Raw genomic sequence first — 21,803 nt, forward strand, 5'->3', positions numbered from 1 at the left:
AAGGCGCTACCGTCCCGCCCACCAACCCGCGTAGGGCGTGTTCTCTACCTTGCGCCGGTTATAGTCGGGTGCGCCGTCGTCCCACCACACCGGGCCACGCTCGCCCAACGCCACCTTGACCACATCGACCGCCTTGCGCGCCTTTGCCACCGCTGTATCGTCGCCGGCGCGCTTGCCCGCGCCGACCGCACGCCGCGCGTCCATCAGGTCGTGGACCAGTCGGTCGCGTTCGACCTCCGACAGGTCCGGGCGCGTCGCGCGCCACACCACGCCGTCGACCACGATATAGCGGCCATCGGGCGTGCGGGGCGGGTCGGTCATGCCGGTTCGATCAGTCGCCGGGCCTGTGCGCGGGCTTCGTCGGTGATTTCCGCGCCCGAGAGCATTCGTGCGATTTCCTCGCGGCGTTCGTCGCTCGACAGCGGGCGGACGCCGGTGCGGGTGACGATGCCGTCATGCGCCTTGGCGATCAGCAGATGGCGGTCGCCGCGCGCCGCGACCTGCGGGCTATGGGTCACGACCAGCAACTGGGTCGCGCGCGACAGGCGGGCGAGCCGGTCGCCGATCGCCGAAGCGACCGCGCCGCCGACGCCGCGATCGATTTCGTCGAAGATCATCGTCGCCGCCCCGCCCTCTTCCGCCAGCGCGACCTTCAGCGCGAGGATGAAGCGCGACAATTCGCCGCCGCTCGCGATCTTGGCGAGCGGGGCGAAGGGCGCGCCGGGGTTGGTCGAGATTTCGAATTCCACCCGGTCGCGACCCGCGGACGACCATTGTCCTTCGTCGAGATCGGCGACAACGGTGCGGAAGCGCGCGGCGTCGAGTTTCAGCGGGGCGAGTTCGCCCGCCACCGCCGCGTCGAGTCGCGTCGCCGCTTCGGCGCGGGCGGCATGGACCCGATCGGCCTGTGCCAGATACGCCGTGCGCGCGGCCGCGACCTTCGCCTCCAGCGCGCCGATCCCAGCCTCCCCCGATTCAAGCAGCGCCAGCCGCGCGGCGAGGTCGTCGGTCAGCGTGGCAAGATCGTCGGGCTGGACCCGGTGCTTGCGCGCCATTGCCCGCAGCGCGAACAGCCGCGCCTCGTCGTCCTCCAGCGCGCCGGCATCGAAGGCCAGCGCGTCGGCGGCATCGCGCAGTGCGGTTTCGGCGGCTTCGGCCTCGACCAGCGCGCGGTCGACGGCGGCGAGCGATTCGGTCAGTGCCGGATGCGCTTCGGATATGCGTTCGAGCGCGCGTCCCGCCTGTCGCAGTGCCGACAGCGCGCCATTGGGGCCGTCGAGCCGTTCCTCGACCTGGGCCAGATCGCCGGCGACCTTTTCGGCGCGCTGCATCGAGCGGCGGCGTTCGGCGAGCGCCTCCTCTTCGCCCGCTTCGGGGGCGAGCGCGGTCAGTTCGCCGACGGCATGTTCGAGCCAGTCGCGGTCGCGCTGCGCCACCTCGATCTCCGCCAGCGCCACGCCGCGCGCCGCCTCCGCATCGCGCCAGTCGCGATAGGTGCGGGTGAGCGGCGCGGTATCGATCCGACCGAACCCGTCGAGCAGCGCGCGGTGGCCGCGCGGATTGAGCAGGCCGCGATCGTCATGCTGGCCGTGAATCTCGACCAGATGCGGGGCGAGGTCGCGCAGCAAGCCAGCGGATGCCGGCTGATCGTTGACGAACCCGCGGCTGCCGCCATCGGCCTTGACGATGCGGCGGATGATGAGCGGTTCGCCGGGTTCGAGGTCGAGCCCATTATCGTCGAACAGCCGCGCGACCGGGCCGTCCTGTGCCGGGGCGGCGAAGATCGCGGTCACCGCCGCCTGCTTGGCGCCATGCCGGACCAATGCGGTGTCGCCGCGCGCGCCGAGCGCGAGGCCGAGCGCGTCGAGCAGGATCGATTTGCCCGCGCCGGTTTCCCCGGTCAGCACGCCGAGGCCGGCGACGAAGTCGAGGTCGAGTGCCTCGATCAGCACCACGTCACGAATGGAAAGCGCCGTCAGCATCGCGCCCTCCTTACCCGCGGAACAGCCGGAGAACAAACCCCTTCGTGCGGGTCGGTGCGGGTTTTGGGGTCCGCGACGTGGGGCCGCCGAGGCTATCTCGTCATCCCGGACGTGATCGAGACCCTCGCGAACGTCTCGAACCCCTCCCCCTACCGTACCCCCGCGCAGGCGGGGGTCCAGGGTTCCAAGCGCGAGCCGTCGTTCTGCTTGGCTCTGGACCCCCGCTTGCGCGGGGGGCCGGCAGGGGCCGATCGACATTCAGCAATAACCACGGAGGTTCGTCATTCCCGCGCAGGCGGGAATCCATAGACGCCGACGTGCTGGCCGGATTCACGACGCTGGCGTATATGGACTCCCGCCTGCGCGGGAGTGACGAACGGGTGTCGAACGCTATTCCTGCGCCCAGCGAACCGAATGTCGATCCCGCCTAGTTTGCAGCTATGATTACGACGTTCGCAGAGGTCTCGACTTGATCCGGCGTCCTGCTTTTCCAGCAGTCGAAGAAGCAGCGGGACCCCGGGTCAAGCCCGGGGGTGACGATAGCGTGCGGCTTCCCGAATGCGGCGAACCGCCCGGTCAGTTGCGCGGCGTGCCGCCCGGTCCGCCGGGGCTGCCGCCCGATGCGCCGGTGGTCGGGCCGGTCAGCGACCCGGTGACCGGCGGCGGGGTGGTCGCGGGCGGGGCCGGCCGGGTCGACGGGTTGATCTTCGCGTCGGGCGTATCCTCGGCCGGCTCGACCGTCACGGTGCCGACCGGCGGTGGGGCCGGGTCGGCATATTTGACCGGGATCGGCTTGGGCGGCGGCGGCGTCTTGTCGTTGATCAGGTCGTAGGCGCGCTTGTACCAGTCGGTGCCCGGATAGTTGGCACCGAGCACGGCGGCCGACTTCTTGGCTTCGCCGGGAACGCCCAGCGCCAGATAGGTTTCGGTCAGGCGCATCAGCGCCTCGGGCGCGTGGGTCGTCGTCTGATACTGATCGATGACCGAGCGGAAGCGCATCGACGCGCCGAGCCACTGGCCGCGCTGCTGATAGAAGCGACCGATCTCCATCTCCTTGCCCGCGAGGTGATCGCGGACGAGGTCGAGTTTCAGCCGGGCATCGGCGGCATAGGCGGTGTTGGGGTAGCGGCGCGACAATTCGCCCAGCGCGTCCATCGCCTGCATCGTGATCTTCTGATCGCGGGTCACGTCGCTGATCTGTTCGTAATAGGACAGCGCGATCAGGTAATAGGCATAGGGCGCATCGCGGTTGCCGGGGTGGACCGACAGGAAGCGCTGCGCGCCGGCGATCGACTTCGTATAGTCGCCGTCGAGATAATAGCTGAACGCCCCCATCAACTGCGCGCGGCGCGCCCAGACCGAATAGGGGTGCTGGCGCTCCACCTCGTCGAACAGGGCCGCCGCCACCTTGTACTGCTGGCGGTCGAGCCGGCCCTTCGCAGCGGTGTACAGCGTGCCCACGTCGCGGGCGACATAGGGCAGGTCGCGGCCGGCACCGGCGCCACCACGGGCACAGGCGGAAAGGCCGACGCCGGCGAAAGCGACGAGGATGAGCGCGGATGCGCGGGACGATACGGTACGCATGGGCGACGCTTCTACTGCGCAAGGGGTAGCGCGAACAGTCCCTTTCGCGCGTTGGCCGGGGGTGGCGTAACCCCGGCGTTTCGCGCATGGGGTGCGCGACCTGTTCAACGCCGATCCGGAGCGCGTTTATGCCCGTTACCAAGCTCGAAATGCACCGCGTCGAAAAGCCGTGGGGCCGCCACCACCTCGGCTTCGGTTTCGCAGACCAGCCGGCGGACCGCGATCCCGTCGGCGAAATCTGGTACAAGACGCCGGGTGACGACACCCCCGACCTGCTGGTCAAATATCTGTTTACGTCGGAAAAACTGTCGGTGCAGGTCCATCCCGACGACAAGCAGGCGCAGGCCCGCGGACTGCCGCGCGGCAAGGACGAATGCTGGACGCTGCTGGCCGCCGAGACTGATTCGACGATCGCGCTGGGCACGCTCGAACCGATGACTGCCGAACAGCTCCGCGATGCGGCGCTGGACGGGTCGATCGAGCAGAAGCTGGACTGGAAACCGGTGAAGGCCGGCGATTTCTTTTATGCGAAGTCGGGCACGGTCCATGCGATCGGCGCGGGCATCACGCTGATCGAGATTCAGCAGAATTCGGAAACGACCTATCGGCTGTACGATTATGGCCGGCCGCGCGAACTGCATCTGGAAGACGGGGTCGCGGTGTCCGACGCGCGGCCGTTCGTCGCGCCGGACGCGCCGGGCAAGATCGCCGAGGATCGCAGCATCCTCGTCGACGGACCGAAATTCGTGCTGGAACGCTGGACCGGCGGTGCGCGCACGGTGACGGTGCCGGCAGGGGTCAAGGGCTGGTTCGTGCCGGTCACGGGCAAGGGCAGCGCCGACGGCGTCGCATGGGCGGCGGGCGACTGCCTGACGTTCGAAGGACAAGTTACCGTCACCGCCGACGAAGATTCCGACCTGCTCTTCGCCTATCCGGGTGAACAGTATAGCTGACCCAAAAGTGAACGGAACGTAGTTTTACGTTCACGCAACTTGGGCACGGGGTACGCCGTTTTACTTTCCGTCCTCACGGAGTGGAGAAACAAGATGCGTACCCCGATCCTTGCCGCGCTGGTCGCGGCGATTGCCCTGCCGACGATTGCCGCCGCACCGGCCATGGCGCAGACCCCGCGTCAGGAATATCGCGACGACATTCGCGACGCGCGACGCGACTATCGCCGCGACGTCCGCCGGGCCGACGACCGTCGTGACGTGCGCCGGGCCGACAACGAATATCGCCGCGACGTGCGCGAGGCGCGCCGCGACCTGCGCCAGAATCAGCGCGACTGGCGCGGCTATCGCAACTATGACTACAACCGGTTCGAACCGGGCAGGAACCGCTATTTCGCCGACCGCTATTATCGCGACGGCCAATATTACCGGACCCGCGCGCTGAGCCGTAACGACCGCATCTATCGCGGGCAGGACAACCGCTATTATTGCCGGCGCAGCGACGGCACGACCGGCCTGATCATCGGTGGTCTGGGCGGCGGCGTGCTCGGCAACGTTATCGCGGGCGGTGATTCGCGGCTGCTCGGCACGCTGATCGGTGGCGGCGCGGGTGCGCTGCTCGGCCGGTCGGTCGATCGCGGGCAGGTGGTCTGCCGCTGATCCGCTGATCGCCTAGCGGGTGGCCGGGGCGGTGGATTGCCGCCCCGGCCGACGCCCGCCGACGACATAGACGGCGAGCCCGGCCCAGATCAGGCCGAAACAGGCCAGCCGCATCGGGGTCAATGTCTCGCCGAACACGGCGATCGCGAGCAGGAATTGCAGCGACGGCGCGATGAACTGCAACATGCCCATCGTCGCCAGTCGCAGGCGGCGGGCGGCGGCAGCGAACAGCAGCAGCGGTGCGGTGGTGACCGCGCCGGCCAGCACCAGCTTCGCCGCCATGCCCGCCCCCTGTTCGAACGCCATCGGCTGCTGGCTGCCGAGCCACAGCAGATAGCCGAGCGCGACCGGGGCCAGCAGCGTGGTTTCGACCATCAATCCTTCGAGCGCGCCGACCGATACCGTCTTACGGATCAGGCCGTACAGCGCGAAGCTGATCGCGAGGCTGAGGCTGATGCCGAGCGCGATCCACGACGATCCGAACGCGAACAGCGCCACCCCCGCCCCGGCCAGCGCAACCGCGACCGCCTGCATCCGGTTCATGCGCTCACCCAGCAGGACGACGCCGAGCAGGACGCTGAGCAACGGGTTGAGGAAATAGGCCAGGCTGGCGGCGAGCACCTGTCCGTGCAGGACCGCCCAGACATAGACCAGCCAGTTGATCGCGATGAACGCGGCACTGGCGATCAGGTAGGCGAGTGCCTTGCGGTCGGCAAAAGCCGCGCGCAACCGCGGTCCGCGACGCACGGCGATGACGATACCGGCGACCAGCAGCGCCGACCACAGCACGCGCTGTGCGACGATCTCGCCCGCGTCGATCGGCCCCAGCAACCGGAAATACAGGGGCAGCAACCCCCACAGCACATAGGCGCCGACGCCGAACGTCAGCCCCTGCCGTTCCGCCCCTTCGTTCACCGGATCAGATCAGCCCGCCGGTAAGGAACAGGCGCAGGCCGCTGACGATCAGGATGACGATGTTCAGGTTGCGGCCCGAGGTCTTGGACGACAACAGCCCGACCACGAAGCCGACCAGCGCGATCGGGAACACGATCCAGTTCATCAGCGAGATGAAGGGGATCAGCGCCGGGATGGCGAGCACCAGCGCGACGAGGCCGATCAGGATCGAGAACAGGTTCAGCATGGCACAGGACATGGCCCACCGCCCGGCGCGGAGCAATGGCAGCAATGGTTTTTTACAGTAGTATGGATTCTTAACGCGCGACCTCCACGGTCGCGGCCGACTGTCCCCGTGGAGCCACCCGTCGATGATTCGCGCCCTGCCCTTCACGTTGCTGTTGCTGCTGGGCGGATGCGGCGGTGCGGACGCGCCGGGTAACGATCGCGACACGCTGGATGCGCAACTGGCGCAGGCCAATACGACCGATCCGGCGGTGACGGCAGCGTTGCAGGACCAGATCATGGTCGATCCGACGCTGACCGCCCAAGCCAATGGCGATGCGGTGCGCCCGCCCGACCGGCCGTACAGCGCCGCCGCCCCCGCACCGACCGTCGCCGCGGGCAGCGCCGCGCCGGAGGAAACATTGCAATCCGCACCGGCACCAGGCGCCTGTCCGTCGTGCAAGGGCGGGCGCGAGGCGTTGACGCTGGGCGAACTGGCCAGGGTTCAGCGTGGCGGGAACCGGCAATGCGCGAGCAAGGTCGGCTATTCGGCCGGCTGGGCCAACCGCCTGCCCACCCCCTTCGCGCTGCACCCCGATGCCCGCGTCACCGAAGCGGCGGGGACCGATGCCGATGGCTGTCGCCTGCGCGTAGTCAGCTTCACGATCGGGCAGCCGGTCGGGCGAATGGTCGACTGGATGTATACGCGGGCGACGAAGGGCGGATATTCGGCGCAGCATCAGGCCGATGGCGACCAGCATGTGCTGGGCGGCACGCGTGGCAAAGCCGCCTTTGCGGTGTTCCTGTCGCCCGAGGGACAGGGCACGTCGGTCGACCTGATCGTCGACGGCGGCTGATCTTTACGGGCGGTGGCCGGCTCCCTATTTCGTTGCGGAGGGGAAACATATGTTGATCGTCAGCGCCGTCCTGATCGCCTGTATCGCCATCCTGCGGCTATGGCCCGACCTGCCGCTGGCGCAGGCGCTGGCGGCGATGCTGGTCGTGCCGGTGGCGCGGCGGATGGCAAGGCTGACGCCGGGGCACTGGCTGTTGTTCCTGATCGTGTCGGCGGCAACGGGCACGGTGCTGTGGATGGGCGGCGACATGATTATCGTGTCGGCGCTCGGCGCGCCGGAGATGGCGGGCGTGCTGGCGATGATCGATGTCGCGGCGTATCTCGACGCGATGCTGGCGGCGTTCGCGGTGGCGGGCGCGGTGCGCGGGACGGCGTTGCGGCTGTGGGTCGGGCGGTTGCTGCCCCGGGCGCGCAGCCGGCGGACGCGGCGGGTGCGGGTCGCGCGGAAGGCCGCGAATGACGATGAGCCGGCGGGGGGCTGGCTGGCGGTGGCCTGAACAGATGGTTGCCCCGTACCTCTGCGAAAGTCGTAATCGTAGCTGCAAACTGGCCGTACCCCCGCGTAGGCGGGGGTCCAGAACCAAGCAGAACAACGGCTTGCGCTTGGAACCCTGGACCCCCGCCTGCGCGGGGGTACGGTAGTGAAAGGGGTTCGGGACTCTCGCAGAGGTCCCGAATCGATCCGGGTTCCTACGAACGTGCCGGTTCCCTGCCTTCCGCCGTACCCCCGCGCAGGCGGGGGTTCGGGGCGATACAACGCAGCCTATCGATTGTGGCTCTGGACCCCCGCCTGCGCGGGGGCACGGTTGGTGGCTGGGGCGACGGTATCCGCCACCGGCACCGGCCCGTTCGCGCCGGCCTCCAGCAGCGAATCGCCGCCCAGCGTCCGGTACAGCGTCACCCGGTTGGTCGCCGCGACGAGCTGCGTCGCGACCAGCCGGCGCTGTGCGGTGTAATAGGATCGCTGCGCGTCGAGGCTGGTCAGGAAGGTGTCGATGCCGCCGCGATAGCGCGCCTCGGTCAGGCGGAAGGTGTCCTGTGCCGCGAGCAGGTTGGCGCGATCGGCGCGGGTTTGTTCGGCGATGGTCCCCTGTCGGGCGAGCGCGTCGGATACGTCGCGGAACGCCGACTGGATGGTGCGTTCATAGGTGGCGAGCAGCGCGTCGCGCTGTGCCTGGCTGAATTCGACACCGGCGCGACCGGCCCCGGCACGGAAGATCGGATAGCTGAGCGACGGCGCGACCGAATAGTTGAACGCCCCGCCGGTGAACAGCGTGCGCAGCGCATCGCTGGCAAAACCGACCAGCCCGGTCAGCGACAGGCGCGGGAACAGCGCCGCGCGCGCCGCACCGATATCGGCATTGGCGGCGAGCAGTTCATATTCGGCCTGCACCACGTCGGGCCGGCGCAGCAATATTCCCGAATCGATCCCCGCCGGCAGGTCGGCAATGGTCGGCAGCACGATGTCGATCGATGCGGGCAGCAACGCCGGATCGACCGGGGCACCGACCAGCAATTGCAGCGCGTTGACGTCCTGCGCCACTTGCGTGCGCTGTTCGGCAAGGTCGCTTTGCGCGGTGGCGAGGATCTGTTCGGCCTGTCGCAGGTCGGTGCGCGGGGCGATGCCGCCCTGTAGCCGCGCACGGGTCAGGGCGACGCTGCGTCGGGCGCTGGCTGCCGTCGCTTCCGATACGGCCATCAGGCTGCGGTCGGCACCATAGGCGGCCCATGCCTCGGCAATGTCGCCGACCAGCGTCAGGCGGGTGGCGCGCGCGCCGGCTTCGGTCGCGAAATAGCGATTCTGTTCGGCCTCGGTCAGCGACCGGATGCGGCCGAACAGATCGATTTCGAACGCGGTCGCGCCGAGATCGAGCGAGAAGCTGCTAGGCGAACGGTTGCTGGTGACGATCGTCCCGCCGGTGCCACCCGTGCCGGTGCCGCCGGTGCCGGTGCCCGTCCCGGTGCCGCCGGTCCCGGGAATGGTCGTCGTGGTCGCGCCGTCGCCGGTGCCGCGATAGCTGTAGCGGGCGGAGCCATCGAGCTGCGGGAACAGATCGGCGCGCTGGATGCGATATTGGGCGCGCGCCGCCCGGATATTGGCGGCGGCGATGCGCAGGTCGCGGTTGTTGACCAGGGCCTGCCCGACCAGCGTGCGCAGGCGCGGGTCGGTAAACACCTGTTCGAACGTCAGCGCGGGCAGCGTCGCCTCGCGCTGCTTCAGATAGGCATCGCCGACCGGCCACGACGGCGGCACCACCGCCTGCGGCCGTTCATAGGCCGGGGTCATCGAACAGCCCGCCAGCAACAGCGCGGGCAGCGCGCGCGTCAGCCGCTTCATGCCGGCACCTCCTTGCGGCCGCGCAGTTTGGCGAGGCCGTCGCGCACCCCGCGCCGGACCAGCACGAAGAACAGCGGGATGTAGAAGATCGCCAGCACCGTCGCAGTGAACATGCCGCCGATCACCGCCGTGCCGATGGCGATGCGGCTGTTCGCCCCCGCCCCGGTCGAGATGGCCAGCGGCAACACACCGAAGATGAAGGCGAGCGAGGTCATCAGGATCGGACGCAGGCGGATGCGCGCCGCCTCCAGCGCGGCATCGATGACCCGCGCGCCCTTCTTTTCCGCCTGTTCGGCGAATTCGATCATCAGGATCGCGTTCTTGGCGGCAAGGCCCATCGTCGTCAGCAATCCGATCTGGAGATAGACGTCGTTCTCCAACCCACGCAGCGTCACGAACGCGATCGCGCCGATCAGGCCGAGCGGGATGACCAGCAGCACCGCGATCGGGATCGACCAGCTTTCGTACAGCGCGGCAAGGCACAGGAACACGACGAGAATCGACAGGCCGTAGAGGATCGGTGCCTGTCCCGACGACAGCCGTTCCTGAAACGACAGCCCGGCCCATGCGACGCTGGTGCCCGGTATCTGTCCGGCGAGTTCGGCGATGCGGTCCATCGCTTCGCCCGAGCTGACGCCCGACGCCGCCTGCCCCTGAAATTCGAACGAGGGCAGGCCCTGAAAGCGCGACAGCGTGGTCGGCGCGACGGTCCAGCCGGTCCGCGAGAAGGAGGAGAAGGGCACCATCTGCCCGTTGCTGCCCCGCACGAACCACTGCGACAGGTCGCCGGGTTCGCTGCGATAGGGTGCGTCCCCCTGCACGAACACGCGCTTCACCCGGCCGCGATCGATGAAGTCGTTGACGTAGCGACCGCCCCATGCGGTCGACAGCGTGTTGTTGACGTCGCCCTGCGTCAGCCCCAGCGTCGACAGCCGCTGCTGATCGAGATCGACGTTCAGCGTGGCGATATCGGGCAGTTCGGACAGGCGCACGCCGGTCAGCATCGGATCGGCGCTGGCGGCGGCGAGCAGCTTGTCGCGCGCGGCGGCGAAGTCGGCGGCGCTCATCCCGCTCGCGTTCTGCAATTCCATGGTGAAGCCGTTCGCCTGCCCCAGCCCGCGCACGGCGGGCGGCAGCAGCGCGAAGACCTGCGCATCGCGGAAATTGCGGAACGCGGACGAGGCGCGGTCGATGATCGCATCGGCGCCGTTGTCCTTGCCCGGACGGTCCGCCCAGTCGGTGAAGTTGATGAACCCCTGTCCGGTATTCTGGCCCGCAGCCCCGCCACCGCCGCCACCCGCGACGGTCAGCAGCGTGCGGACATTGTCCTTTTCATAGGTCATCAGATATTTTTCGACCGCGCGCTGCACCTCTTCGGTGCGGCCGCGCGTCGATCCGGCGGGCAGCTGGAAGCGGATCGTCGCCGCGCCCTGATCCTCGGTCGGCAGGAAGCTGGTCGGCAGCCGGACGAACAGCAGCGCGAGGATCGCCAGCACTGCCGCATAGAGCAGCAGATACAGCCATTTGCGGTCGATGACATGGATGACGCCGCGTTCGTATTTCGCGACGCCCCGGTCGAACCGGCTGTTGAAGCCGCCCCGCAGCCGTTCGCCGACATGCGCGACGCGCGGGAATTTACGCTCCAGCCAGCCCCCTTCGAGGCTGCCGTCCTCGCCGCGCTTCTTCTGCTTCAGCAGCGTCGCGGTGAGCGCGGGCGAGAGGATCAGCGCGACGAGCACCGACAGGATCATCGCCGCGACGATCGTCACCGAAAACTGGCGATAGATGACGCCGGTCGATCCGCCAAAGAACGCCATCGGCAGGAACACCGCCGACAGGACGATGCCGATCGCGATCAGCGCGACCTGAATCTCCTCCATCGACTGGATCGTCGCGTCGCGGGGCGAAAGGTCGGGATTTTCCTCCATCAACCGTTCGACATTCTCGACGACGACGATCGCGTCGTCGACCAACAGGCCGATGGCAAGGACGAGGCCGAACAGCGTCAACGTGTTGATCGAGAAGCCGAAGAGATAGAAAACGCCGAACGTGCCGAGCAGCACCACCGGCACCGCGATCGTCGGGATCAGCGTCGCGCGCCAGCTTTGCAGGAACACGAACATGACGATGACGACGAGGATGACCGCCTCGATCAGCGTCTTGACCACTTCCTCGATCGACAGCTTGATGAAGGCGGTGGTGTCGTTGGCATAGGCATAGGTCAGGCCGGCGGGGAACTTGCCCGACTGCCGTTCGACCTCCGCCTTCACCAGCTCGGCGGTTTCCAGCGCGTCGGCACCGGGCGCAAGGCTGATGGCGAGGCCAGCACCGGGATGGGCGTTGACCCGGCTCAACGCCGAATAATTTTCCTGCCCCAGTTCGATGCGCGCGACGTCGGACAACCGGACGGTCGACCCGTCGGGCAGCGTCTTCAGGATGATCGCCTTGAACTGCGCCGGGGTCTGGAGCCGCGACTGCGCGGTGACGGTCGCGTTCAGCTGCTGTTCGGGGCCGGACGGCTGCCCGCCCAGCTCGCCGGCGGCGACTTCGGTATTCTGGTTCTGGATCGCGGTGATGACGTCGCCGGGCATCAGCGAGAAGGAGGCGAGCCGCGCCGGATCGAGCCAGATGCGCATCGCATATTGCGATCCGAACACGTTGGTTTCGCCGACGCCGTTGATCCGCGCCAGCGGCTCGACGAGGTTCGCCTCCATGTAATCCGACACGTCGCCATTGGTGCGCTGGTCGGTTTCGTCGAAGATGCCGACGATCATCAGGAAGTCGGGGTTCGATTTGGTGACGCGGATGCCCTGTTGCTGGACCTGTTGCGGCAGGCGCGACAGGGCCTGCTGCACCTGATTCTGGACCTGCACCTGCGCAATGTCGGGATCGACGCCCTTGTCGAAGGTCGCGCTGATCGTCACCTGCCCGCGCGACGAGCTTTGCGAGCTGAAATAGAGCAGGCCGTCGATGCCGGTCAGCTGCTGTTCGATGATCTGGGTGACGGAGTTCTGGATCGTCTCGGCATTCGCACCGGGATAGGTCGCGCGGATATTGACCTGTGGCGGGGCGACGTCGGGATATTGCGCGATCGGCAGCGACAGGATCGCGCCGAGGCCCGCCAGCATGGTGATGATCGCGATCACCCATGCAAAGATCGGGCGATCTATGAAGATACGGGACATGCGTCAGGCGATCCGGGCCGGGGCGATGAAAATGCGGGACATGCCTTATCCCGCCTTTGCGGGCGCGGAAGCCCCATCGCCGGCCGGTTTGGGGGCGATATTCTGCGGTGCGTTCGCCGGCATCGGCCTGATCTTCGCGTTCGGGCGCAGGTTCGCGGTGCCCTGCGTAATGACCTTGTCGCCGGGGTTCAGGCCGCCGGTCACGACCCAGAACTGGCCCTGGGTGCGATCGGCCTGCACCGTCTTCTGCACGGCGGTGTCGTTCGGCCCGACCACGAAAACCGTCGCCAGCCCCTTGGGATCGCGCTTGACCGCCTGTTGCGGCACGAGGATCGCCCGCGTGTCGATCGCCTGCGCGAATTTGGCGCGGACGAACATGCCGGGCAACAGCACGCCCTGCGGATTGGGGAAGCGGGCGCGCAGCGTCACCGTGCCGGTCTGCGCGTTCACCATCACCTCGGCGAACTGGACGCTGCCGGTCCGGCCGTAATCGCTGCCGTCCTCCAGCGTCAGGCGCACCGCCGCCGATGCCGGCACCGCCCCGCCGCTCGCCAGCTGCCGGCGCAGCGCCAGCAGGTCGGCGCTCGATTGCTGGATATCGACGAAGATCGGGTCGAGCCGCTGGATCACCGCCAGCGGATCGGTCTGGTTGGTCGTGACCAGCGCGCCTTCGGTGAAATAGCTGCGCCCGATCCGCCCGGTGATCGGCGCGGGCACGTTGGTGAACGACAGGTTGACGCGCGCCGTCTCCAGCTGCGCGCGGCTCTGCGCGACGGCGGCGGCGGCCTGCCGTGCCTGGGCGGCGGCATCGGTATAGTCCTGACGGCTGACCGCCTCGATCTCGGCAAGGGGGCGATAGCGTTCGGCGCGGACGCGCGTCGCCTCGGCATTGGCCTGCGCGCTGTTCAGGTTCGCGACCGCTTCGTTGGTCTGCGCCCGGTAGAGGCGCGGGTCGATCTCGTAGAGCGTCTGTCCGGCGCGGACCAAGGCGCCTTCGGTAAAGAAGCGGCGGCGGATGAGTCCGGCGACCTGCGGGCGGACTTCGGATTGCTGGAAGGCGACGACGCGCGCGGCGAGGTCGGCGGTCTGGGCGACGCTGGTCGGCTGGGCGACGACGAAACCGACCGCGGCCGGTCCCTGATTGCCGCGCCCGTTCTTGCCCTTTTCCTTCGCATCGCCGCCGCTGCCGCAACTCGACAGGAGCAGGACGGACGACAGCAGCAACAGGCACGGGCGAACGCGCGACGACGCGGATCGGATCAAGGCGGCAACCTTTGCGACGGAATACGGCGCGGATGCGCCGGCCGCATAACCGGCCGGACACCCGAAAGTTTCGTGAACCGTTTTCATACGCCTGACGTCGAGCGACGCAATGCGCGAGTTGTCGCAATTTGTCGCGGCAATGTCGCCTAACTGGGATTCCAGCGATGCGCGTCGCGCGATTCGGGTTTCATCTCGATCGAATAGCCCGGACGGGTCGGCGCGCGATAGGCACCCCGCTCGACGACGCACGGGTCGACGAAATGCTCGTGCAGGTGATCGACGAACTCGGCCGCGCGGTCGTGCTTCACGCCCGAAAAGCACAGATAGTCGATCATCGACAGGTGCTGGACATATTCGCACAGCCCGACGCCGCCGGCGTGCGGCCAGACGGCAAGGTCGTATTTCGCGGCCATCAGCAGCACCGCCAGCACCTCGTTCACGCCGCCCAGCCGGCAGGCATCGATCTGCACCACGTCGAGCGCGTGGCGCATGATGAACTGTTTGAAGACGATGCGGTTCTGGCACATCTCGCCGGTGGCGACCTGCACCGGCTTCACCCCCTCGCGGATCGCGCGATGCCCCTCGACATCGTCGGGCGAGGTCGGTTCCTCGATGAAGCGCAGTTTGGCGAAGGCGAGGTCGTTGACGCGCGCGATGGCGTCGGACACTTCCCACACCTGATTGGCGTCGATCATCAGGTCGATGTCCGGCCCGACCGTGTCCCGCGCCAGCGCCACGCGACGGCGGTCGTTGGCGGGGTCACCACCGACCTTCAGCTTGATATGGGTGAAGCCGTCGGCCACCGCCTCGCGGCACAACCGGACCAGCTTCTCGTCCGAATAGCCGAGCCAGCCGGGTGAGGTGGTATAGGCCGGATAGCCCTCCGCCAGCAGCGTCTGCCGCCGCTCCGCCTTGCCGATCGCGCGTTCCTCGAGCAGTGCCACGGCCTCGTCGGGGGTGATGCAGTCGGTCATGTAGCGGAAGTCGATCAGGCCGACGATCTCGGCCGCCGACATCGACCCGATATAGTCCCACAACGGCAGGCCCGCCGCCTTGGCCAGCAAATCCCACACCGCATTGACGACCGCGCCGGTCGCAAGGTGGATGATCCCCTTTTCCGGGCCGACCCAGCGCAGCTGGCTGTCGCCGGTCATCCGCCGCCAGAAGCCCGCGCCGTCGCTGCGGATATCGTCGAGCGACAATCCCTCGACCAGCGGGGCCAGCGTCCGGATCGCGGCGCAGCACAGGTCGTTGCCGCGCCCGATGGTGAAGGTCAGGCCATGCCCCTCCAGCGCCGGCGTATCGGTTTCGAGGATGCAATAGGCCGCCGAATAGTCCGGCTCCGGGTTCATCGCGTCCGATCCGTCAAGGAACGCCGAGGTCGGAAACCGGATGTCGTGCACCGATAGCCGGGTGATGATCGTCATGTGCAGCCCCCATGGGGCATCGCCGGTGATGATCGATCCGCCCCGTTCCGGTCACCGCGATATGGGCGCCGAACCGTTTTCATATGTGAACGAATTTTCGCTTGCAACCGGAAAGCGGGGCCGGGATCCGACGAACGTGATTCACGGTCTTTCGTGGCCCTTGGCCGAGCCGGGATTGTTGCCAAATCGTCGGCCCGTGCCGCGGCGAAGGTCGGGCCCGGTTGGGGCAGGTCGGCAACTGACGAAGAAGCCTTCAGCCTGCGGCTATCACAGGCCCTTGGACTTCTAGCGGCAAGCGCAGGAAGCCTCGTGCCCAGAGACAAGGGGCAGCGCAGGCACCCGGCCGCTTGCCCCCTTCTCCAGGCGGGATCAACCTTCAGTTCGCCGGGCGCAGGAATAGCGTTCGATCCCCGTTCGTCACTCCCGCGCAGGCGGGAGCCCATATACGCCAGCGTCGCGAATCCAGCCGGACCGTCGGCGTCTATGGAGTCCCGCCTGCGCGGGAAGGACGAAATTCCGTTGTTATCGCTGAATATGGATCGGTCCTGGTTCGGTACTCGACAAGCTCGCAGCCACCGGATGGCGGATGACGGGAGATCGGATAGAGGCGCAGGTTCGGGCGCCCCCCTCAACTCCGCCGGATCAACGCCCGCGCCAGTTTCCGATCCTCCAGCGAATAATACAGCCAGATCGCCCCTTCCACGACGACCACCGACGCCGCGAACGCGATGTCCGTCGCGCTCCGGTCATCCACCGGTGGCGGGGTGATCAGCGGCTCGATTCCCCGCGCCACCACGCCGCGAAACTCGGCGTCGAACGCCACCCAGCCGATCCGCCAGCGCGCATCGCGCGTCGCCCCGTTATAGAACATCACCGGCATCGCCGGATCGTCGGTCAACAGCGGACCCGTGGACAGATGCCAGTCGTCCCAGCTGTCGGTGCGCGGCATGAACGGGGTCGGCTGTTCGTCCCATGGTCCCGCCACGTCCGCGCCGATCGCCATGCCGATCCGCGACGCCTCGTCGGCGGCATATTCGTAGAACAGCCGCCAGCGCCCGTCGGCAGTGCGGTCGATCGTCGCTTCCTTGGTATTGCCCTCCGACTTGGACGACGCCAGCACGACGCCGCTCTTGGTCAACCGGTCGAGCGACGGACCGGTGGCATAGGACAGTTCGCCATGGGCGTGGTCGCCCAGCACGCCCGAATAATAGACGACATAGCCGTCGTCGCGGCGCACCACCGTCGGGTCCTCGACACCGCCCGCATCCTCTTCGCCCGGCCCCGGCACGATCGACGGTTCGGGCAGCATCGCGAAGTGCCGCCCGTCGTCGCTCCACCCGGACCAGATCACGCCGGTATCGGTCATCGGCTCGCCCGGCCGCGTCACCGCGCGGACCATCATGCCGAACCGGCCGTCCGCCTCCTGCCAGACATAGGGGCTCATCAGGTCGCGCGTCATCAGCGCTGGCGGACCGTCCAGCGTCACCTCCTCGATCCGGCGGACGTTGAAATCCAGTTCGATCTCGCAATCGGCGACGACGTCCTTGCGATGCGGATCGCCGATGTTGGCACCCCCGCTCATGCGCCGACCGCCTGCATCAGCGACAGTCCGCCATCGATCACGATCCGCGCCCCGGTGATGTAGCGCGCCCGGTCGCTCGCCAGGAACACCGCCAGATCGGCGACCTCCTGCGGCTGTCCCGCGCGCTGCATCGGGATATTCTGCTCCAGCGCCTGGCGATAGGCGGCATCGCTCTGGGCGCGGGCGTTCATCGGCGTCAGGATCATGCCCGGCTCGATCGCGTTGACGCGGATGCCCCGCGCCGCCTCTTCGATCGCCAGCGTTTCCATCAGGTTGGTCAGCCCGCCCTTCGCCGCGCAATAATCCGCCCCGCCCGCGCGCACCGCATAGGCATGGATCGACGAGATGTGCAGGATCGTCGCGTCGCCGCTCTTGTCGCCGCGTCCGGTCAGGAAGCGGCGCGACGTCAGGAACGCTCCCGTCAGGTCGGTGTCGATCAGCCGCCGCCACTGGTCCAGCGCCATGTCGCGGACCTTGACCCCCGTCATGTTCAGCCCGGCCGAATTGACCAGCACGTCCGCCGGCCCCCATGCCGCCTCGACCCGTGCGAAGGCGGCGTCGACCGACGCCTCACCGTCAACATCGGCCTGGATGGTGATCGCTTCGCCACCCGCGTCGCGCACAGCCTGCGCGCTGTTTTCCGCTCCGTCCCGGTCCGAATGATACAGGATCGCCACCCGGTCGCCCTCGCGTCCGAATGCCGCCGCACAGGCCGCGCCGATCCCGGATTCCGCGCCCGTTACCACTATTGTTCGTCCGCCCACGCCGACCTCCGATTTCGTTCGGGCAGGGAAACGATCGGCGCGGCGCTTGGCTTCATGAACTTTCCTACACCTTTGGATGACGTCATACTGGTGAGCCGCAGGCGCCATCCGCGATCCCGGGGAGACGCCCCGCGACGTCGACCACGTGTCACCTTCACCAACTTCGCGCCCCGCCCTATAGCCGCTCCACTTTCCCCATATCGGACAATGCCATGCTCCCCGGTTTCGACCTCCCCGCCTTCGTCGCCGCCACCCTGTCCGAGGATATGGGAGAGGCGGGCGACATCACCGCCGCCGCCGTCATCCCCGCCGACGCGGTCTTCACCGGCGTGATGGACAGCCGCGACGCGATCACCGTCGCCGGCCTCGACCTCGCCGCCGCCTTCTTCCGCCATCTCGACCCCCACGCCGTTCTGGAACCGCTGGTAGCCGACGGCGACCGCGTCGCCGCCGGCACCGCACTGCTCCGCCTGCGCGGCAATGCCCGTGCGCTGCTGACCGCCGAACGCTCGGCGCTGAACACCGTCCAGCACCTGTCGGGCATCGCCACCCTAACCGCCCGCTATGTCGCCGAAATCGCCGGCACCGGCGCGACGCTGCTCGACACGCGCAAGACGATCCCCGGCCTGCGCGTCCTCGAAAAATACGCGACCCGGATGGGTGGTGCCACCAATCACCGCATGGGCCTGTGGGACGCGGCGATGATCAAGGACAATCACGTCGCCGTTGCCGGATCGGTCGGCGAAGCCACCGCCCGCGCGAAGGCGGCCGGCATCGAGCGGATCATCGTCGAGATCGATTCGCTCGACCAGATCGAACCCGCGCTGAGCGCCGGCGCGACGCACCTGCTGCTCGACAACATGACCCCGCCGACCCTGCGCGAAGCGGTGGCGATGATCGCCGGTCGCGTCCCCGCCGAGGCGTCGGGCGGCGTGAATCTCGATACGATCCGCGCCATCGCCGAAACCGGCGTGACCTATATCAGCGTCGGCCGCCTTACCCAGTCGGCGCCCGCCGCCGATATCGGGCTGGATTTCACCCTCGACGCCGCATAACCACCGGACAGCGCTCCACAGAGGGAACTCCATGCGTCCAAGCTCGATCGTCCGGTTCGACCGGCTCTACCTCGCCTCGATCGTCGTCGGGCTGGTCGGCAATGTCATCGAATGGCCGGTGACGATGGCCCGCCTGACCGAAAACCCGCAAACGGCGGCGCTCGGCTCGGGCGCGGCGGTCGCTGCCGGCGGCATGATCGCGACCGGCGTGCTGATCGCGCTGCTGCTGTGGTTCTTCGCGGCAAAGCGCGCCAGCAACGTCGCGCGCTGGATCGTCGCAGCCTTTACCGCCTTCTCGGTCGGCAGCCTGCTCCTTGGGCTCGCCGGCGGTGCGGTCATCCTCGACGCCGGCGGGATCATCCGTCTCGTCGCGGTCGCGTTGCAGGCGGCAGCGACCGTCTTCCTGTTCCGCCCCGACGCCGCCGCATGGTTCACGCCGTTCGAACCCGTGGAGGACGACGCATGAAGCGAATCGCCCTCACCCTCGCCACCCTGCTGCTACCCGCCGCCGGTCAGGCACAAACGCTGCAATGCTCGGTCCCGTCACAGATCGAACGCCCGCGCCCCGACCTGCCCAGCCCGTCGCAGCCGCGCCGAGTGCTTCCGATCGGCAGCTATACGCTGGCGATCACATGGAGCCCCGAATTTTGCCGGACGCGCGCCGACGACCCGCGCAACGCATTCCAGTGCGGCGGCAGCAACCGCTTCGGCTTCACGCTGCACGGCCTGTGGCCCGATGGCGAGGGCAAGGACTGGCCGCAATATTGCACCTCGACGCCGATCCTGCCGCCGGCGGTGATCGCCAGGAACCTCTGCGTCACCCCTTCGGCACAACTGCTCCAGCACGAATATGCCAAGCATGGCACCTGCATGGGCGTCTCGCCCGCGGCCTATTTCGATGAATCGCGTACGCTGTTCGGGAAACTGCGCTTCCCGGACATGATGGCGCTGTCGCGTCGCCCCAACCTGACCGCCGGACAGCTTGCCGCCGCGATCGCCCGCGTCAATCCGGGCATCACCCCGCAATCGATGCGGATCACCACCAATAAGCGCGGCTGGCTGGACGAAGTCTGGCTCTGTCTCGACAAGCGTCGCCGCTACGCCGCTTGTCCCGCGCAGCAGGGTGGCGTGACGCCCGGCACCCGGATCAAGATCTGGCGCGGCGGACGTCAGGCGGCGTAATCAGAGTTCGACCGTCGCCGTCGCGGGATGGTGACGGTCGAGATGCTTGCGGATGATCCGCAGGTTGCGGGTGTTCGACCGGAAGAAGAAGTCGGGGACCGCCCCGACCACCGGGATCAGCCCCAGCGCCCAGTCGGTGCCAACATTGCCCGCCATCCGCGCCATCTGCCACCGCGACATGCCAAGGTTGCGCGCTTCCCACAGCATATAGCTGCCCATCGCCGCGCCGATGAAGCTGCCGACCACGGGGATGAAGTTCAGCAGGAAATCGAGGCCCACCGGACGGTTGATGCCGGGAATGGTCATCGACCGTTCCATCAGTCGCTCGATCGCCACCACGCGGCGGCGGACGGCGGCGGGATCACGGTCGAGATGTCCGGCGATCTGCTCGAACAGTTCGGGGGAGATGCGGGTCGGCTTTGCCATGCCCCCTATTTGGTATCGCCACGCAGGTGGTTCAACGGATGGACCGCGCGCGGATTGATCTGGAACCCGCGCAGGCGCGGCGCGACCAGCGACCAGCGCCACGGCCGCGCTACGGACACGAACGCGACATCGGCCGCCAGCGCCGCATCCGCTGCTGCCAGCCGCTGCGCCCGTTCGGGCAACGACGTCGCATCGCGTGCCGCCGCGATCAGCGTCATCGCATCCATCGCGCAACCCCGGCACGCCGTCGCCAGATACCAGCGCGCGCTGTCATAGGGGGCGACCCGGTCGATCAGCAGCAGGTCGGCGGGCGCATCGATCGCGACCCGCTGCCCGCGTATCCCGATCCGCGCCAGTGCCGCGGCCATCCGTCCCCACAACAACGTCGCGCCGGGACCATCGGGCAGCGCGACCCGCACCGTCACCGGTCGGCCCCACGCCGCGACCTGCGCCCGCGCGGTCTGCCAGCGCTGGTCCTCGGTCAGCTTGCGCCACGGCGGCAGCGCCGGGTCGCTGGCCGAATCGAACGCTTCGGGCAGGATGGTGTCGATGCTGGCCCAGCCGCCATCGATCGCGGCGGGCAGATTGCCGGTCTGGATCGCCATGGCCACCGCCGCCCGGTTCAGCGGTGCGGCAAGAAACCCATCGCGCCCGACAAAGGCGAAACCGAACAGCCCGCGCGCCGGATCGACGCGAATGTCCGTCGTCCGCAGCCCGGCCGCCGCGACGATCGGCCAGTCGGCCAGCGCGCCCCCCAGCACGAGATCGCTCCGCTTCGCCCCGAACCGCGCCACGGCCAGTGCCGCGCGCGCACCGTTCAGCCGCACCTCGTCGGCGGGAACCGGTGCCGGTGCGTCCGAATCCACCGGCGCGCGCAGCCGCACGCCCTCCCCCCGCAGCCGCCGCATCGGCCCGCTGCCCTGCGCACCGTGCATCACAGCCAGTTCGGGCTGCGCCAGCAGGGTCAGCAGCTCGGTATTCGGCCGTTTCAACCGTATCTCGATGACCTGCGGCGTCATCGCCACGATCTCGTCGATCGAGCGCAGGAACGGGGTCAGCCGGTGTCCGGCCTCGATCCGTGCCGCGCGGCGCAGCGCGGTGACGACCTGATCGGCAGTGACCGGTCGCCCGTCGCTCCACGTCGCCGTGCCCAGCCGAAAGATATAGCTGCGCCCGTCATCGACCATGTTCCAGCGTTCGGCGATCGCCGGTTCGACCTGCCCTGCCGCGTCGAACCGTACCAGCCCTTGTGCCAGCGCACTGCGCAGCAGGACGCGTTCGGTATTGCCGTTGCCGTCCCGTTCGATCGCGTCGACCACCACCGGCCGCTCGTCCGCCCCCCGGTCGCATGCGGCGAGCGTCAGCAACAGGGGGCCAAGAAACAGCAAGCGGGTCATGCGTCGCTCCATGCCACGAAAGGCGTGGCGGCG

At 68.1% G+C, this 21,803-nt stretch carries 20 protein-coding genes; 7 read left to right on the forward strand and 13 right to left on the reverse strand.

The window, feature by feature from the left end; all coding sequences use genetic code 11:
- Window positions 1–6: 6 nt before the first annotated feature.
- From ASE91_RS02590 to ASE91_RS02600, 3 genes are all read right to left on the reverse strand, one after another.
- On the reverse strand, window positions 7–321 hold the full coding sequence (locus tag ASE91_RS02590) for a hypothetical protein (protein WP_056622393.1): 315 nt from the start codon (window positions 319–321) through the stop codon (window positions 7–9).
- Window positions 318–1,982, reverse strand: coding sequence for a DNA repair protein RecN (gene recN / locus ASE91_RS02595; protein ID WP_056003504.1), 1,665 nt, complete (start codon window positions 1,980–1,982; stop codon window positions 318–320). Before recN ends, ASE91_RS02590 begins: the two co-directional genes overlap by 4 nt.
- 576 nt (window positions 1,983–2,558) lie before the next feature.
- Window positions 2,559–3,566, reverse strand: coding sequence for an outer membrane protein assembly factor BamD (locus ASE91_RS02600; protein ID WP_082453765.1), 1,008 nt, complete (start codon window positions 3,564–3,566; stop codon window positions 2,559–2,561).
- Between the two features lie 128 nt (window positions 3,567–3,694).
- Here ASE91_RS02600 and ASE91_RS02605 point away from each other — a divergent pair, with 128 nt between their 5' ends.
- The gene (locus tag ASE91_RS02605) at window positions 3,695–4,519 is read left to right on the forward strand and encodes a class I mannose-6-phosphate isomerase (protein WP_056622394.1); all 825 of its coding nucleotides are present in this window, start codon (window positions 3,695–3,697) and stop codon (window positions 4,517–4,519) included.
- A 93-nt stretch (window positions 4,520–4,612) separates the two neighbouring features.
- Window positions 4,613–5,176 carry a glycine zipper 2TM domain-containing protein gene (locus ASE91_RS02610; protein WP_056622396.1) on the forward strand — a complete coding sequence of 188 codons (564 nt, stop codon included), beginning with the start codon at window positions 4,613–4,615 and terminating at the stop codon, window positions 5,174–5,176.
- A 12-nt stretch (window positions 5,177–5,188) separates the two neighbouring features.
- Here the strand turns inward: ASE91_RS02610 and rarD are convergent, their stop codons facing one another.
- Complete coding sequence (gene rarD / locus ASE91_RS02615) at window positions 5,189–6,091, reverse strand: EamA family transporter RarD (protein ID WP_056622399.1); 903 nt, start codon at window positions 6,089–6,091, stop codon at window positions 5,189–5,191.
- A 4-nt stretch (window positions 6,092–6,095) separates the two neighbouring features.
- On the reverse strand, window positions 6,096–6,317 hold the full coding sequence (locus ASE91_RS02620; protein WP_056622401.1) for a hypothetical protein: 222 nt from the start codon (window positions 6,315–6,317) through the stop codon (window positions 6,096–6,098).
- 124 nt (window positions 6,318–6,441) lie between these two features.
- Here ASE91_RS02620 and ASE91_RS02625 point away from each other — a divergent pair, with 124 nt between their 5' ends.
- Both ASE91_RS02625 and ASE91_RS02630 read left to right on the forward strand, forming a co-directional pair.
- On the forward strand, window positions 6,442–7,152 hold the full coding sequence (locus ASE91_RS02625) for a hypothetical protein (protein ID WP_056622403.1): 711 nt from the start codon (window positions 6,442–6,444) through the stop codon (window positions 7,150–7,152).
- Between the two features lie 49 nt (window positions 7,153–7,201).
- Complete coding sequence (locus ASE91_RS02630; RefSeq protein WP_056622405.1) at window positions 7,202–7,648, forward strand: hypothetical protein; 447 nt, start codon at window positions 7,202–7,204, stop codon at window positions 7,646–7,648.
- Between the two features lie 266 nt (window positions 7,649–7,914).
- Here the strand turns inward: ASE91_RS02630 and ASE91_RS02635 are convergent, their stop codons facing one another.
- From ASE91_RS02635 to ASE91_RS02660, 6 genes are all read right to left on the reverse strand, one after another.
- The gene (locus ASE91_RS02635) at window positions 7,915–9,489 is read right to left on the reverse strand and encodes an efflux transporter outer membrane subunit (protein WP_056622406.1); all 1,575 of its coding nucleotides are present in this window, start codon (window positions 9,487–9,489) and stop codon (window positions 7,915–7,917) included.
- Window positions 9,486–12,674, reverse strand: coding sequence for an efflux RND transporter permease subunit (locus ASE91_RS02640; protein ID WP_056622408.1), 3,189 nt, complete (start codon window positions 12,672–12,674; stop codon window positions 9,486–9,488). Before ASE91_RS02640 ends, ASE91_RS02635 begins: the two co-directional genes overlap by 4 nt.
- Window positions 12,675–12,719: 45 nt before the next feature.
- Entirely contained in the window at window positions 12,720–13,934 is a 1,215-nt protein-coding gene (locus ASE91_RS02645) for an efflux RND transporter periplasmic adaptor subunit (RefSeq protein ID WP_235530283.1), read from the reverse strand.
- 149 nt (window positions 13,935–14,083) lie between these two features.
- The gene (locus ASE91_RS02650; protein ID WP_056622410.1) at window positions 14,084–15,364 is read right to left on the reverse strand and encodes an L-fuconate dehydratase; all 1,281 of its coding nucleotides are present in this window, start codon (window positions 15,362–15,364) and stop codon (window positions 14,084–14,086) included.
- A 628-nt stretch (window positions 15,365–15,992) separates the two neighbouring features.
- Window positions 15,993–16,823: a glycosidase gene (locus tag ASE91_RS02655; RefSeq protein ID WP_056622532.1), complete on the reverse strand. Its 831-nt coding sequence runs from the start codon at window positions 16,821–16,823 to the stop codon at window positions 15,993–15,995.
- Between the two features lie 119 nt (window positions 16,824–16,942).
- A complete protein-coding gene (locus tag ASE91_RS02660; RefSeq protein ID WP_056622411.1) occupies window positions 16,943–17,692 on the reverse strand; it encodes an SDR family oxidoreductase in 750 nt (249 codons plus the stop codon).
- 230 nt (window positions 17,693–17,922) lie between these two features.
- Between ASE91_RS02660 and nadC the strand changes: the two genes are divergently transcribed.
- From nadC to ASE91_RS02675, 3 genes are read left to right on the forward strand one after another with little or no spacing between them, the layout of a single operon-like run.
- The gene (gene nadC / locus ASE91_RS02665) at window positions 17,923–18,765 is read left to right on the forward strand and encodes a carboxylating nicotinate-nucleotide diphosphorylase (RefSeq protein ID WP_056622413.1); all 843 of its coding nucleotides are present in this window, start codon (window positions 17,923–17,925) and stop codon (window positions 18,763–18,765) included.
- Window positions 18,766–18,796: 31 nt separating this feature from the next.
- Entirely contained in the window at window positions 18,797–19,231 is a 435-nt protein-coding gene (locus ASE91_RS02670) for a hypothetical protein (protein ID WP_056622415.1), read from the forward strand.
- A complete protein-coding gene (locus ASE91_RS02675; protein ID WP_056622417.1) occupies window positions 19,228–19,947 on the forward strand; it encodes a ribonuclease T2 family protein in 720 nt (239 codons plus the stop codon). Before ASE91_RS02670 ends, ASE91_RS02675 begins: the two co-directional genes overlap by 4 nt.
- Here the strand turns inward: ASE91_RS02675 and ASE91_RS02680 are convergent, their stop codons facing one another.
- The gene (locus ASE91_RS02680) at window positions 19,948–20,373 is read right to left on the reverse strand and encodes a DUF4112 domain-containing protein (protein ID WP_056622419.1); all 426 of its coding nucleotides are present in this window, start codon (window positions 20,371–20,373) and stop codon (window positions 19,948–19,950) included.
- Window positions 20,374–20,378: 5 nt separating this feature from the next.
- On the reverse strand, window positions 20,379–21,770 hold the full coding sequence (locus ASE91_RS02685; RefSeq protein ID WP_056622421.1) for an ABC transporter substrate-binding protein: 1,392 nt from the start codon (window positions 21,768–21,770) through the stop codon (window positions 20,379–20,381).
- Window positions 21,771–21,803: the final 33 nt, after the last annotated feature.

The sequence above is a fragment of the Sphingomonas sp. Leaf62 genome (assembly GCF_001421915.1).
GTDB lineage: Bacteria > Pseudomonadota > Alphaproteobacteria > Sphingomonadales > Sphingomonadaceae > Sphingomonas.